Origin of the sequence: Lutibacter holmesii (assembly GCF_042679665.1) — a bacterium.
GTDB lineage: Bacteria > Bacteroidota > Bacteroidia > Flavobacteriales > Flavobacteriaceae > Lutibacter > Lutibacter holmesii.
Genome location: NZ_JBHTMV010000003.1, coordinates 901,696 through 916,907 on the forward strand (window position 1 = coordinate 901,696; position 15,212 = coordinate 916,907).

Genomic DNA, 15,212 nt, shown 5'->3' on the forward strand with positions numbered 1-15,212 from the left:
TGAATCAAGTTCAGAATGACGAAATAATTTTAACCAATACTTAATTTCCAACTTCAATTCTAACACCTTCGCTATGGCTGCTAAATTCTGGAGCATACATACTTTGTATGGTTGTAATTCCATTGCTAAAATTACCAGCATTGTTTACGCGTAAATCATATTCAAAAACATACACGCCCTTAGGTAAACGTTCCATAAAAAAGTTGGTAGAAGCATCTTTAGTACTTTCATAATACCCTAATCCGTCTTGCCATTTGTAGCTAGATAAAGCATTTATAGGTTCTAATCCACTTGCACGCATATCTTTCATATGAACAAACTCCATAGATCTGTCAACTTTTAATTCAATTCTAACAGTAATTAAATCGCCTAGTTTTAAATTTGTTTCTTTCGTAATTTCAGTAAGAATTTTCCCTTTGTCTGAATTTGATTTTACAAATAATTTTTTTGATAATTTTAAAGCCGTTTCGGCTGAAGTAATTTTATCTAAATCTTCAAAATATTGCCAGTATAAACTTCCCCAAGCAATTCCATTACCTTTTTTAGAAAGGGTAACTTTAGCCATTTCTGAAGTTATTTCTGTAGCATTCCAAGACGTTTTATAATATCCTGTTCCTGCTTCAACTTGAACATTTTCTAATTTTGAAGGTTCAATTTTTTTATTTCCAATAGTTACATCTACTGCTTCGCTTACTGAAAGCCAATCACTTCCTTGTAGCAATAAGGCATATACTGCTTCTGTGGTTTCCTTGGTGGTTTTCCAACTATTGGTTTGTTTATTTTTTAATAACCATACTTTTAATTTATCTACAGTTACAATATCATTTTCTATTTCTGAAAACACTTCAATAAGTAGTGATTGTGTTTCAATAGGAGCTTTGTACCAATACCAACTTGGTGTATTTTCTTTCCAATACATTCCCAATTCATCAGATGAAATACTATTTTCTTTAAGTGATTTTGTTATTTTAGAAGGAAGCAATGGTTCCCCATTTCTATGATGAATTAACGCAATCATTCCTTTTGAATAAAGGTTGAAATCTTTCCAAAATGTTGCAGATTGTTTAGTGTAATAATCTACAGCTTTTTGAACTTTTGATGAGGTTTTAAGTTCATTATAAAAACTCCGCGCATATAAATATTGAAGTTGTGTATTGTTTAGGTGTTTTTGAGCTAAATAATTTGCGGCAGCTTTAGTACCTAATTCTTCAGTTTTTGCTTTCGCTTTTATTTTTTGAGCTTGTTTTAAAAGTTTATTGTAATCGTTTAAAATTTCTTCATCTAAAAATTTCACAGCTTTTGCTATCATTTTTTGAGCTTCTTCATCACCAAATTGTACATTTAGTTGTTTTAAATGTCCGTAACTAGCTGCAATATGTTGTGTAATATACCTGTTTGGTATGTTACTTCCTTTAAACCAAGGGAAACCACCATTACTAAATTGTAATTGTTTTAGTTTATTTAAAGCAATTTCTTGCTCATTTTTCATAGTGTTTAAATTGAATAATAAGCCAATTCTCTTTTTTTGTTCAGTTTCATTTTGGGCATCACGCAACCAAGGAGTTTCTTGAATTATAATAGATTTTAACGCTTCATTTTTTTCTAAATTAGAAATTAGTGCATCACTCGTTTTCCAAAGATTGAATACTTCTTGAATTCGAGGATTTGAGTTGGCTATATGACTAGCTAACGTATTGGCATAAAAACGTGCGAATGTTTGCTCAGCACATTCATACGGATATTCCATTAAATATGGTAAGCTTTGAACTGCATACCACGCCGGATTAGAAGTTATTTCTAAAGTTAAATTATGATGACTAAGCGAAGCCGAAGTTGTGTTTTTTAATTTATCTAGCGTAAAAGTTTTAGTAGTATTACTTTGAACCCACATTGGTAAAGTTTCTGTTACCAACATTCTATTAGATAAAACTGGCAATACACTTTGTTCTCCATCTGAAAATTCACCTGCTTTTGCTACAATTTTATATTGAATTGCTTGTATGCTTTTAGGAATTGTAAGTGTCCAATTTACTTGAGTGTTTTCTTTTGTAGCTACGGTAAAGTTTTGTAGGTCGCTAAGTGGAGTTGCAGTGGTGTTTTTCAATATTTCTTTAGTTACTTCTTTCCCCGTTATAGCATCAGTTAGCACTAATTGAGCAACTCCGTTTAGTGTGTTGTCTGATAAATTTGAAATTTTACTAGAGAATACAATTTGATCACCTTCTCTTAAAAAACGTGGTATATTTGGTATTACCATCAACTTTTTTTGAGTAACAGTTGTTAATGTTTTACTCGCTGTTTCTAATTGTTGAGTATGTCCAATTAATTGTAATTTCCAACGTGTTAAGGCTTCTGGAACTGTAAAATTAAAGCTAACAACTCCTTTTTCGTCAGTTCTTAAATTTGGATAGAAAAAAGCAGTTTCATTAAAGTTAGTTCTAGTTTTAATTTGTGACAATTCATTTTCTAAAGATTTTTGACCATTTTTAGTAGTAATTAATACAACTCCGTTTGCTCCTTTTGTACCGTACAAAGCAGTTGCTTCTGCATCTTTTAAAATAGTTATTAACGCAATTGTTTCTTGGTCAATAGAAGTTAATGATCCTTCAAAAATTTCTCCATCTACTATAAGTAAAGGGTTGGAAGAGGCTACACTGCTTAGACCTCTTATGCTGACTTTTGCATTGCCGTTTACACCAGCTACTTTTCCTTCTAAAAGAGATGAAACGTCTTCAACTACTTCTTCATTTTCAACTACTTCAAGAACAGCGCCAGTTCTGTGTTTTCTTTTAGCTGTTCCGTAGCCAATTACTACAACTTCTTCTAAAGAATTATTACTTTCATTTAAAACAATAGTATATATATTGTTTTTTGAAATTTTTATGCTTGATGATTCAAAACCAATATAGCTAAATGTGAGTACATTTCCTTTGGTAGCGGCAATCTTAAAGTTACCATCAAAATCTGTGCTTACACCGTTTGAAGTTCCTTTAATTACAACAGAAACTCCTGGTAAAACTTGGTTGTTACTGTCGTACACAGTTCCGTATACAAAACCTTTTTCTTTTGAAGCATCGAAGGTTGTTTTTGTGCTTATAGGTTTTCTAATACTTATTAAATATTGGTTTTTAATTCGCCAATTATTTGTAAAACTAAATCCGAACCAGTTTAATTGATCGTAGTATTGCTGGTGAACTGTTGTGTTGTAGGTATAAGGTATGTTTTTAATGCTAAAAGAAGTATTATCAAAACTATGTTTAGCAATTCTTCTTTTTGAACTGTAATAATTTTTGTGTTGAATTGGATTAAATCTCCAAGCGTGTGGTTTAAATTGGTCTAAAGAAGCATCATACATACTCGCCAAAAGTTCTGCAGCTACTTTTTCTCCTTTTGAACCTTTTATTTTAAAGCTCCAAGTTTCATTATCGCCAGGTTGTAATTTATCTCTAAAAGTTAGCGTTTCTATGCTTAGTTCTTTTGAAGGGTATGGTACTGAAACCATAATAGTATTGGTTTCAAACGAATTATAATTTGCATAACTATAGTGAATTGCAAACCCGCCTAAATCTTTTTCGGTTACAGGAATTTGAATTTCTTTAATTTCATTGTTTAAATGAATAATTTGTGTGCTAATTATTTTATTATTTTTTTCAATATCAATAGTTACAAAGATATTTTTTGAAGCTGAACCAATTGATAGAATTACATTTTCTGAAGGTTTATAACTTGTTTTGTTTGTTGAAATATCAAACAATTTATTGTCTGAAACCGTGGTGTCTTCTTTACTAAAAACAGTGAAATTTTTCTTTTCTGTAACAAGTTGCCCAAATTTATCTTTGGTACTCAATTCTACTGTGTATTTTCCAGAATCCCAATTTTTAATTTTAGGAAGTGCTATTTCACTACTTTTAGAAGTATCAAAGCTAGTTGAAAATTTTAAGGTTCCTTTTGCCCAAGTTGAAGTATCATCATTATTTGAAAAAGCTTCGTGCGGAAATTTAGTTGAAAATTCTTCTTTAGAAAGTAATTGGTAATCTGGAGCTTTCCAAGGTCGTTTTCTTAGTACATTTGTTGGCGCTTGTAATTTATAAATTTTTAGAGTTCCGTTGGCTGTAACTGTTTCTCCATTTAAATTTTTGGTTTCCACAATTACCAAGTTTTTAGATTGTGTTTTATCTAATTTCTCATCCATTTTAATAGTTGCAACCATAGCATGATATCCTACTTTTACTATTGAAGTTGTGCTATGCGTTTCGCCATTAACATCAGTAACATCTGCGGTAATTTCATAATTAAAAATTGGGAAATTATGTTTGTTTGCACTATTGTCTGGAATGGCTTTAAATTGAATGTTGTAATTCCCGTTTTCATTGGTTATAGTTTCTCCAAAAGTAATTTCTTGTTCACTTGAACTTGTGTAATTTGGAGTTCTCCAATAATACCATTTTGGATAAATAACCTTTCTTTTAACACTGTAGTTAACTTTTGCATTTGAAATTGTAGCGCCGGTAAAAGCAATTGCATTTCCTTGAATTGTTATGGTGTCGTTTACTTTATATTCAGTATTAATTGGTTTAAACTCTGTTTCAAATTTTGGTCTTTTGTATTCCTCTACAGAAAAATAAAAGTATTTAGTTTGCCAACCAGGAACTGCTAATTTAATTGAATATTTACCTAATAAACCGTTATTAGGAATTATAAATTCTCCGTTTATAGCACCAAATTCATTGGTGTTTAATGCTAATTCTTTTATTTTTTCTCTATTGGCATTGTACAAGCTAGCTTTCACTTTTTCATTTGCGTAAGTGTTAGCGTTTTCTTTTACATTTTTAATAAATATTCCTTTAAAAAAAACGGTTTGTCCGGGTCTGTAAATACTTCTATCTGTAAATAAAAAAGGTGTTATTTTTACTTTTTTATTAGTTTGATTACGTTTATAATTGTTTAGGTAATAGTCGCCAAAAATTCCTTTTTCGTGATCTTTTTTAACCGTAATAATAACATTTCTATGATAGTTTTCTGCCATAAATTGTAGTTGACCATTGGCATCAGTTACAAAATTTGCATTGATAGATTTGTTATATCTTCCACTGTTATAGTTTTTAAAATTTACATCAGCATATTTAATAGGTTCTCCCGTATTTCTATTTACAATTTGGTATGTGTACGTGTTGTTTTTTGAAACTTCAGAAATTGCAAAATTACTTGCTTGTATAAAAGTTGTTGCATAAAACTTGGTGTTGGTAAGCGTATTTTCTTTTGAAGCAATAATTAAATATTGTCCATTTTTTAAAGATGGAATTACAATCTCTGTAGTGTGATTTTGAAAATCGTTTTCAGTTTTTAAACTTTGTTTAAAGGTGTTTACAAGCTTAAAATTTTTAATAAGCGCTATTTTGTCTAAATCATTATAAGTGTTATTAAATTTATTTTTTTGCTTTGAAGTTACTTTATATACATTGAAAAAAAGTTGGTTGATGTTTTTATAATTCACCAATACTTTTGAGTACGTATTGGTTGGTATGTTTTCTTCAGTAGTTAATTGCAGTGCTATTTGTTCAATTTGTTGTTTTAAAACAGCGCATTTTTTTGCACCTAAACTTTCAGGGAATGTTTCTATTGCTTTATTGCAAATTTCTAAGGCCTCAACTCGTTTAAATTGATGTTTGTTTTCGCTTCCTGCTACATAACTGTTTGCAAGTTTGTTGTATTCAGTTGCTATGTGAAAATCAATTAAAGTTGAAGTTGTTGTGTTTGAATATTTATTTTTTAAATGAATTAATGAAGCAAGATATAAGGAATCTTTATTGTTAAAAATAGCGTTGCTTTTAACAAATTTTAAACGCTCTAAATCAATGGTAATTAGGGCATCAATGTGCTGCTCTTTTTTATGGAAATTAATAAGCTTTTGATATATAGTAAGTGCATTTAGTTGAAGCGACAATGAGTCTTTACTATTTAGTTTATGAGATGAAAATGTTTCTAAATTTGCTATTAATTGCGGTTCTTTAAGTTCAAATTTGTAACTAGGTGCAGTAATGTTAGTTTCACTAGTTTTATAAAAACTTAGTGCATTATGACTTAAAAAATCATATAAAGTTGGCCTAAATATTTTACTGTTTTCTTGTGTGATTAAAAGGTCATTTATGGTTTCTAAATTTGTTAATTGCGAAACCAATCCGTTTTCTAAAGAATGTTGGTATTGTGTATGAATTTCTTCAAAAATAGTTGCTAAATCCCACGTTCTAAAATCTGTAGTATCTATTTTTTTAGCCGTTTTAGTTCTTTTGTAAAATTGATGTCTGTTTTGTTGAAAGTATTGCCAATAGATATTGGCTAACATACTTTGAAGTATGTTTTTTGAAGGGAATTTAGTTTCTGAAATTTCTTGTTTTAACGAATTTATAATGGAAAGTTGCGCTTCTTCTTCAAGCATTAAAGCAAATTTAGATTTATAAATAATTGCTTTTATAATTTGTGTTTCACTCTTATTTTTTTTGGCTTTTTTATAAATTTCATCAACAATTTCTAAAGCAGATTTGGGTAAGTTTTCTAATTCAAAACTTTCAACTTTTTCCCACTCTTTGTTGTATAATTTTGTTGTGTTTTGGGCTTGTACACTTGATAAAAGAAATAAAAATACAATAAAAGGAATGATATATTTTTTCATAGAGAAACGGTCTTTTAATGTTTAATAACAAAAGTCGTACCTAAATTTAATGAAAGTAATTTGAAACTTCTAAATATGCGAAGTTTTTAATTCACTAACATATACTTCAACTTCACTCAACATATATTTTTGAGCAAAATTGAAGTGTTGATACTTGAAAATTTTGATATTAAAGCTGGTGTTAATTTACTATTACAAACTCACAACGTCTATTTATATCGTATTCTTTTTCCTTGCAAATTCCTTCTTTTATGCAGTGGTTTAAAGGTTGGCTTTCTCCGTAACCAATTGATTTTACATTGTTAGTAGAAATACCTTGACTTACTAAATAATCTAAAACGGAAGCTGCTCTTTTATGTGATAAATTAAGGTTGTATTCTTCTGGCCCTCGGCAGTCTGTATGTGCGCCAATTTCAATTATCATGTTCGGATATTTTTTCATGATTGCTACAACATTATTTAATTCTAAAGCAGCGTCTTCACGAATATTCCATTTATTGAAATCAAAATAAATTGGATTTATTTTAATTTGAATTTTACCATTTTCAACAACAACTTTTTTCTCAGCATCTTCATACGATTCTAATAAAAGGATAATATCTTTATTAATGTTTCCTTCAGTATCAGTTGAAAATTCTATTGTTGAAGGATTGTAATATTTTTTTGATCCACGAATGCTATATGAAGTATTTGGATTAATTTCAAATTCATATGCAGCATCATTTCCTACAGTAATTTCAGAAATTGTTTTGTTGTTTGAATCAATGAGCGAAACCAATGTATTAGGAAGTAATACATTGGTTGTTTTGTTTTTTACTTGTCCATTTACGTAGAATTTTTTAAGACGCGTAAAGCTATAAATATGGTCAATGCCTTGATTGTTTTCTCTGTTTGAAGAAAAATAACCTGTTTCTTTTTCTTCTTGAATGATAAAAGAAAAATCATCTAAATTGCTATTTATTGATGTACTTAAATTGATTGGTTTTGAATAACCAGTTGCATTTATTTCACTTTTAAAAATATCTAAACCACCCATTCCAAAATGACCGTCAGAAGCAAAGTATAGCGTGTTTTTACTACTAACAAATGGAAACTGTTCTCTTAGTTCTGTATTAATTTCTGTTCCTAAGTTTTTTGGTGAACTATAAGTACCGTCTGTATTTATAGTAACAACATACAAGTCAAAAGAACCAACACCGCCTGGCATATCTGATGAGAAATACAATTGTTGCTCATTTGGACTTAATGCAGGATGCTCAATTGAATAGTTGTTACTATTAAATGGAAGTTCTGAAATGTTTGTCCATTCATTATTTATGAACTCAGCTTTATAAATTTTTAGATGTGAAATTTTTTGATTGTCTTTTCCTTTTTTTCCTTTTGAAAAATTATTTCGTGTAAAATACATAGTGTTACCATCTTTTGAAAATACTGCATTTGATTCATGCATTTTAGTATTTATATTTTTTGAAAATGGTTTTATATTTTCCAATTCACCTAAGTTGTTGGGTGTAGCTTTAAATAAATCTAGGTAAGGTTGCTTGTTCCATCCATATAAATTACCGTTGATTCTTGAGGAGGAAAACACAATAGTATCTAAATAAAAGGCTGTTCCAAAATTTGAATATTCAGCGTTTATATTTAATTTTTTAATAATATATGGCCGGTCAATTGTACTGTTTAGTGTTTCAAAAAAGGCTTTGGTTTTTAAATTTTCTACATTATTTTGCTGTGTAGCTTCATAATATTTTTGCTGCCATTGATCGGCTTCTTCAAAATTTCCAATACCTTTTAATGCTTGTGCATATTTATAAATATAAATTGGATTTACTGTTTTTGCATAGTGGTTTACTAAAATTTTATAGTTATAAGATGCTTCCTTCATATTTGAGTTGAAGTAATAGCAATCGCCTAATTTTTCATAAATCTCTTGGGTTTTGGTTTCTTCTTGCTCATATAACTCAGCGGCATCTATGTAGGCTCTTCTTTCAAATAAGCTATTGGCACGTTTTATATTTTGTGAAATTAAGAGTTGATTTGAAAAGGTTACAATAAGTAGTGTAAGTAGTATTTTTTTCATGGGTGCGCTTTTTTAAAAGAATCTAGGAGATTTGTCAAATCCTCTATTGAAATTAAAACTATCTAAATTGTATAATAAGAAGAATTCGTGTGAACCAGAGCTAAAGGTATCAAGGTTTGAAATGGTGTAGTCATACGCATAACCTAACCTTAGTTCAGGAGTTATTCCAAAGTTTACCATTCCAATTATTCCGTCGTTAATTCTATATCCTAGTCCAAATTCTAATCGTTCTTCATACAAAACATTGGCATTTAAATCTAGTGATATTGGAGAACCTTTAACGGCTCTAGCCATAACACTAGGCTTTAATTTGAAAGATTCGTTTATGTTAAACACGTAACCTCCGGTAAAGTAAAAATGAGCACGCTGTAGGTTTTGATAACTTCCATTTTCATCTACAGAATGTTTTGAATTTAACATATACGGAACCGAAATTCCTATATAATAGTTATTGGTATTATAATAAATACCTGCACCTATATTGAAATTTGAATGATTTATATTTTCTGTGAAATTTGGATCTAAAATATCAGATTCTAAATCTATACTTGTAAGGTCTACATTAAAAAAACTTATTCCTGCTTTTAATCCAAATGATAAATTTCCATATGATTCTAGGTTTAATTTGTAGGCGAAATCTGCAAATAAATTATTTTGTTTTACAATATCTCCAATATTATCATTTACATAGGTAAGTCCAACTTCTATGTTTTCATTAATAGGTGTATGTGCAAAAAGATTTGTTGATTTTGGAGCACCAGTTACTCCAACCCATTGTGTTCTATATAAAGCACCAAAATTATAAAACCCAATATTATCCGTTGTATATGCAGGGTTTATGGTACTCATATTGTACATGTATTGCGTATATTGAACTTCTTGTTGCGACCATGTAAGCGTTATGGTAAAAAAAGTTAATATTTGTAAGAGTATTTTTCTCATGTGTGTTTTTTTGGGGTTCTAAATTTTTTATAGCAGTTTACTAACGACTTAAATAAAGCCTGTCCTGTAGCGGTTTACGGTTGTTTTTGTTGAAATTGATAATGAAGTAATAAACTCCAGCCGTAACAAATTCACCATTTCCGTTTAATCTTCCATTCCAATCTGCGTTATTGGCGTTTGCAGTGTAAATTAAATTTCCCCATCTGTTAAAAAATTGAACATTAAAATCAGGGTATAAATCTCTTAGGTTTTCAATTTTAAAGGTGTCATTTATTCCATCTCCATTAGGAGAAAAACCATCGTAAATAACAACATCATATTCATTACAAACCTCTAGGTCTACTATAATTTCTAAAGGAAAAGCACTAGGACATCCGTTTCCATTAGTTTCAACAGCATAATAAGTTTCATTTTCATCTAAAGCTTCAGATAAATTTAAAGGAGTACCATTTGGGTATGTTGTGTACCAAGTAATTGTACCATTGTTTTGTGGAGTAACTCGGTTATCTAAATCGGCTAAAATAGGATTGTCAATTTTACAAAATTCATTTCCATTTGTTTCTAAAATAGGCGTTCCTGCATCAATTAATTGTACAGTAACTGCAATTTTTTCAGAACTTAAACAACCGGAAGTATTCACTGCTGCTGCCCAATAAATAGTGTTGTTTACTAATTTTTCTGAAGAGTTAAGAGGTGTTGTTCCTGTTTCAGAAGTAAACCAAAGAATAGAATTTGAAGGTTCTAAATCTGCAATTGTAGGTAAAGTAGCTTCACAAAATGTTTGTGTTAAATTGTTAATTACGGGCGGATTCACTTCTGTAATTGTTACCGTAATTTGTAATCTGTTGCTACTTTCACATCCTGTGATAGCATCAGTATTTAATGCCCAGTAATCTTCGCCATCAATCAAAGTTTCAGTTGTGTTTAAAGGTGTTGTTGAAGATTCAGTGTCGAACCATAAAATACTATCTCCGCTAACAGATATATTTGAAATGCTAGGGTTATTGGCTGCACAAAATGTTTGATTTGTGTTTTCGGTTATAGCATTTGGCGTATGTATAACATTCACGTTTACTGATAATCTTGTTGCACTTTCACACCCAGAAGAATCGGTTTGTGTTGCCCAATAAAATTGTTCGTCTATTAAAGCGGTATTTAAATCTAAAGGAGTTGTTGAAGTTTCAGTAAGATACCAAAGTATGTTTGTTCCACTTGCATTTAAATTTGCAATAGTTGGAACATTAGGAGCAAAGTAATTCGTACAAAATGTTTGAATTGCTTCAGTTGTTGTTGGAGGAAGTGTAGCCGTAATTTGTGCAGTAACTACTAATCTTGAATCACTTTCACAACTAGTTCCTGCGGACTGTGTAGCCCAATAGTCTTCACCATTAATTAATGCTTCAGTTGTATCTAAAGGCGTTGTTGAGGTTTCCGTATCATACCAAGTTATATTGTTTCCAACGGCCATTAAATTACTAATTGTTGGACTGTCTATTTCACAAAAAGTTTGTGTTGTTTCAGTGGTTGTTGGTGGAAGTTCAACTAATATTGTAGCTTTTACAACCAATCTTGAAGTACTTTCACAGCCTGTTGTTTCGGTTTGTGAAGCCCAATAATCTTCGCCATCTATTAATACTTCAGTTAAATCTAAAGGTGTTGTTGCTGTTTCAGTATCATACCATAAAACGCCCGAGCCTGTTATCGTTAAATCAGCTATTGTTGCTGCATCTATTTCGCAAAAACTTTGTGTTGTTTCTGTAGTTGTTGGAGGTAAAGGAGATAAAACTGTTGTGTTTACAACCAATCTTGAAGCGCTTTCACACCCATTTGTTTCTATTTGTGCAGCCCAATAATCTTCACCATTAATTAAGGTTTCATTTTCATCTAATGCTATTGTTGAAGTTTCAGAAGCATACCAAACAATTGCTGTTCCTGACACTTGAATGTCTTGAATGGTTGGGTTGTCAATTTCGCAAAATGTTTGATTCATTTCAGTGGTAGTTGGTGGAAGAGGTTTTAATATTGATACCGTAACTTTTAATCTGTCTATACTTTCACAATTGTTTGTTGTTTGGGTAGCCCAATAATCTTCTCCATCTATTAAAGCGTCTGTACTATTAAGTGCTGTTGTTGAAGTTTCAGATTCATACCAAGTAATATCAGTTCCAGCAGCTATTAAATCTATTACAGTAGGATTATCTATTTCACAAAATGTTTGTATACTTTCTAAAGTAGTTGGAGGTAGAGGTGTTTGAATAGCTACAGTAACTTGTAACCGATTTTTACTTTCACACCCAGATGTCTCGGTTTGCGTTGCCCAATAATCTTCCCCATTAATTAATACTTCAGTTGAGTTTAAAGCTACTGTAGACGTTTCAGTTGCATACCAAACTAATGCTGTTCCAGTAGCAACAAGATCTTCAATAGTTGGGTTGTCAATCTCACAAAATGTTTGATTAATTTCTGATGTAATTGGAGGAAGTTGCTTAATTATTGAAACTAAAACTTTTAGTCTATTAGCACTTTCACAGGCAGTACTTTCTGTTTGTGTAGCCCAATATTCCTCTCCGTTTATTAGTGGTTCTGTAGTATCTAGTGGAATTGTTGAAGTTTCTGTAGGGTACCATAATATTCCTGTTCCAGTAGCAACAAGATCTTCAATAGTTGGATTGTCAATTTCACAAAAAGTTTGAGATATTTCAGAAGTAGTCGGAGGTAAAGGAGTTATTATGTTTACATAAACTTGTAACCTAGCAATGCTTTCACAACCGGTTGTTTCTGTTTGTGACGCCCAATAATCTTCACCACTAATTAAAAGTTCTGAGGGATTTAAGGCAGTGGTTGAAGTTTCCGTTGCATACCAAAGAATTCCTGTGCCTGTAGCTGTTAAACTTGCAATAGTAGGATCATTAATTTCACAGAATGTTTGTGTAGTATTTTCAGTTGTTGGTGCTTGTACTTTTAAAATGGTAACTTCTACTGTGGCAGTTTCATTAGGACAAATGCCTAATGTACTTGAAACACTATAAGTATAAATTCCTTCAGTATTTATTGAAGGATCAAATGTTCCTAAATAACCTCCTGAAAGGTTGCTTGGACCAGTCCATGTTCCTGTTTCTTCAGGTGTCCCGCCCAAAAGGGTAAACAAGTTTGTTGTTGTTAGGTTTAATTCACATGCTGTATATGAACCATCTGTTCCGGCATTTGGGGCTGTGTCTAATACAACGGTTGTTTTGCTTCTTTCGGTGCTTTCACAAGGGAAAGTTAACAGTGAAGCCCAATATTCTTCACCATTAATTAATGGAGTTGAAAAACTTAAAGGAGTTGTAGATGTTTCTGAACTATACCAAACAATATTGCTTTCAACTGCTTTTAAATTTGCAACAGTAGGATTTGGAGGAGCACAGAAATACTGAACGCTTTCTAATGTTGGCGCATCAGGATTAACTAAATTTACAGTGGTTGGTAATCTTTCGCTTGTACAACCATTTTCAGTTTGTTGTACCCAATAGGTTTTTCCGTTTTCTAATGGTGTTGTTGCTGCTAGTAATGTACCATTGTTTTGTTCACTGTACCATTCTATAGCTGTTCCAGTAGCTGATAAATCTTGAATTATTGGGTTTTCGCTGGCGCATTTTCCTACAAAAACATCAACGTTGGTTGGAGGCTCTCCACTTATAAAAACGGTTACTTCAAATCTTGTAGTATCTGTACAGCTGGCGTCAATGTCTTCAGCGTAGTACGAAATTCCGTTTTCTAAAGGCGTTGAACCATCAAATTGGTTTCCGCCAGTAAGTGAATCATACCATACTACGTTTATGCCTGATGTAACTTGTAAATCGTTAACAGTTTTGTTTTCATTAGCGCAATAATTTTGAATTGGATTTGCTGAAACGCATTGAGAATAAGAATATTGACTACATATAAAGAAAGCAAATACTATTATTAAATGGCTCTGTTGGGGTACTGAGAGTAATTTTTTTACCATTTTGAGTAATTTGGTTAAAATTAGGGGTTTAGGTGCTAAAGTTGTAGCACACCTATAAAGGTAATTAATTATTAATAAAATAAAAATGAATACCTTTTTTATTATTTTTAATAGTTTACCTACATTTGAAATATTAAATTCAGAAATTAATGAATATACATTTTATTGCTATTGGTGGAAGTGCAATGCATAATCTTGCACTTGCTTTATTTGAAAAAGGATATAACATTACAGGAAGTGATGATACTATTTTTGAACCTTCTAAGTCTAGGTTAGAGAAAAAAGGATTGTTACCTCAAGAGTTTGGTTGGTTTCCAAATAAAATTACTGCTAGTTTAGATGCTGTTATTTTAGGAATGCATGCAAAACCTGATAATGTTGAACTTTTGAAAGCACAAGAGTTAGGATTAAAAATATATTCGTATCCTGAATTTTTATACGAACAATCTAAAGAGAAAACGCGTGTTGTTATTGGCGGTTCGCACGGTAAAACAACAATTACTTCTATGATACTTCATGTATTGAATTATCATGAAATTGAAGTAGATTATATGGTTGGTGCGCAATTAGAAGGTTTTGAAACAATGGTTCATTTAACTACGGAGAATGAATTTATTGTATTAGAAGGAGACGAATACTTGTCTAGCCCAATTGATATGCGTCCAAAATTTCATTTATACAAACCAAATATTGCTTTAATTAGTGGTATTGCTTGGGATCATATCAATGTATTTCCAACTTTTGAGAATTATGTAGAACAATTTTCAATTTTCACAAATTCCTTGGCAAATGGCGGAATTATGGTGTATAATGAAGAGGATACAGAAGTAAAAAAAGTTGTTGAATCTTCTGAAAGCCCAATAAAAAAATACCCATATACAACACCTGGATCTATTATAAAAAACGGAACTACCTTTTTACAAACTGAAGAAGGTGATCTTCCGTTAGAAATATTTGGAAAACATAATTTACAAAATTTAGCTGGTGCAAAGTGGATTTGCCAACATATGGGCGTTGGAGAAGATGAATTTTATGAAGCAATAGCTAGTTTTACAGGTGCAAGTAAACGTTTGGAGAAAATTGCCGAGAATAATACAACTGTGGTTTTTAAAGATTTTGCGCATTCTCCAAGTAAAGTAAATGCAACAACAAATGCCGTAAAAGAGCAATATGCTGATCGAACGGTATTAGCTTGTTTAGAGTTACATACTTATAGTAGTTTAAATGCAGAATTTTTAAAAGAATATGAAGGCGCATTAAATGCTGTTGATAAAGCTGTAGTTTTTTACTCTCCAAAAGCTGTTGAAATAAAAAAGTTAGAAGAGGTTTCAGTAGCTCAAATTAAACAAGCATTTAATAGAGAAGACTTAGTTATATATACCGATCCATCTGAATTTAGAACGTATTTATTCTCTCAAAATTTAGCCAATACAGCTGTGTTATTAATGAGCTCTGGTAATTATGGAGGTTTAGATTTTGAGAAAATAGAAGAATTACTTCAATAATTTTTTAAATAAAAGACAATATTGTCT

5 protein-coding genes are annotated in these 15,212 nt (G+C 31.0%); 1 reads left to right on the forward strand and 4 read right to left on the reverse strand.

Annotation, left to right across the window (positions count from 1 at the left end):
• Positions 1-40: 40 nt before the first annotated feature.
• The 4 genes from ACFQ5N_RS06765 to ACFQ5N_RS06780 all read right to left on the reverse strand — a co-directional run bounded on the left by ACFQ5N_RS06765 (position 41) and on the right by ACFQ5N_RS06780 (position 13,680).
• Positions 41-6,670 carry an alpha-2-macroglobulin family protein gene (locus ACFQ5N_RS06765; RefSeq protein ID WP_386808730.1) on the reverse strand — a complete coding sequence of 2,210 codons (6,630 nt, stop codon included), beginning with the start codon at positions 6,668-6,670 and terminating at the stop codon, positions 41-43.
• A gap of 181 nt (positions 6,671-6,851) precedes the next feature.
• Complete coding sequence (locus tag ACFQ5N_RS06770) at positions 6,852-8,750, reverse strand: OmpA family protein (protein ID WP_386808731.1); 1,899 nt, start codon at positions 8,748-8,750, stop codon at positions 6,852-6,854.
• Between the two features lie 12 nt (positions 8,751-8,762).
• On the reverse strand, positions 8,763-9,692 hold the full coding sequence (locus ACFQ5N_RS06775) for a PorP/SprF family type IX secretion system membrane protein (protein ID WP_386808732.1): 930 nt from the start codon (positions 9,690-9,692) through the stop codon (positions 8,763-8,765).
• Positions 9,693-9,732: 40 nt separating this feature from the next.
• Positions 9,733-13,680 (reverse strand): Ig-like domain-containing protein, encoded by a 3,948-nt coding sequence (locus ACFQ5N_RS06780; RefSeq protein ID WP_386808733.1) that lies wholly within the window; start codon positions 13,678-13,680, stop codon positions 9,733-9,735.
• A 149-nt stretch (positions 13,681-13,829) separates the two neighbouring features.
• Here ACFQ5N_RS06780 and ACFQ5N_RS06785 point away from each other — a divergent pair, with 149 nt between their 5' ends.
• A complete protein-coding gene (locus tag ACFQ5N_RS06785) occupies positions 13,830-15,185 on the forward strand; it encodes a UDP-N-acetylmuramate--L-alanine ligase (protein WP_386808734.1) in 1,356 nt (451 codons plus the stop codon).
• The last annotated feature ends 27 nt before the right edge of the window (positions 15,186-15,212 follow it).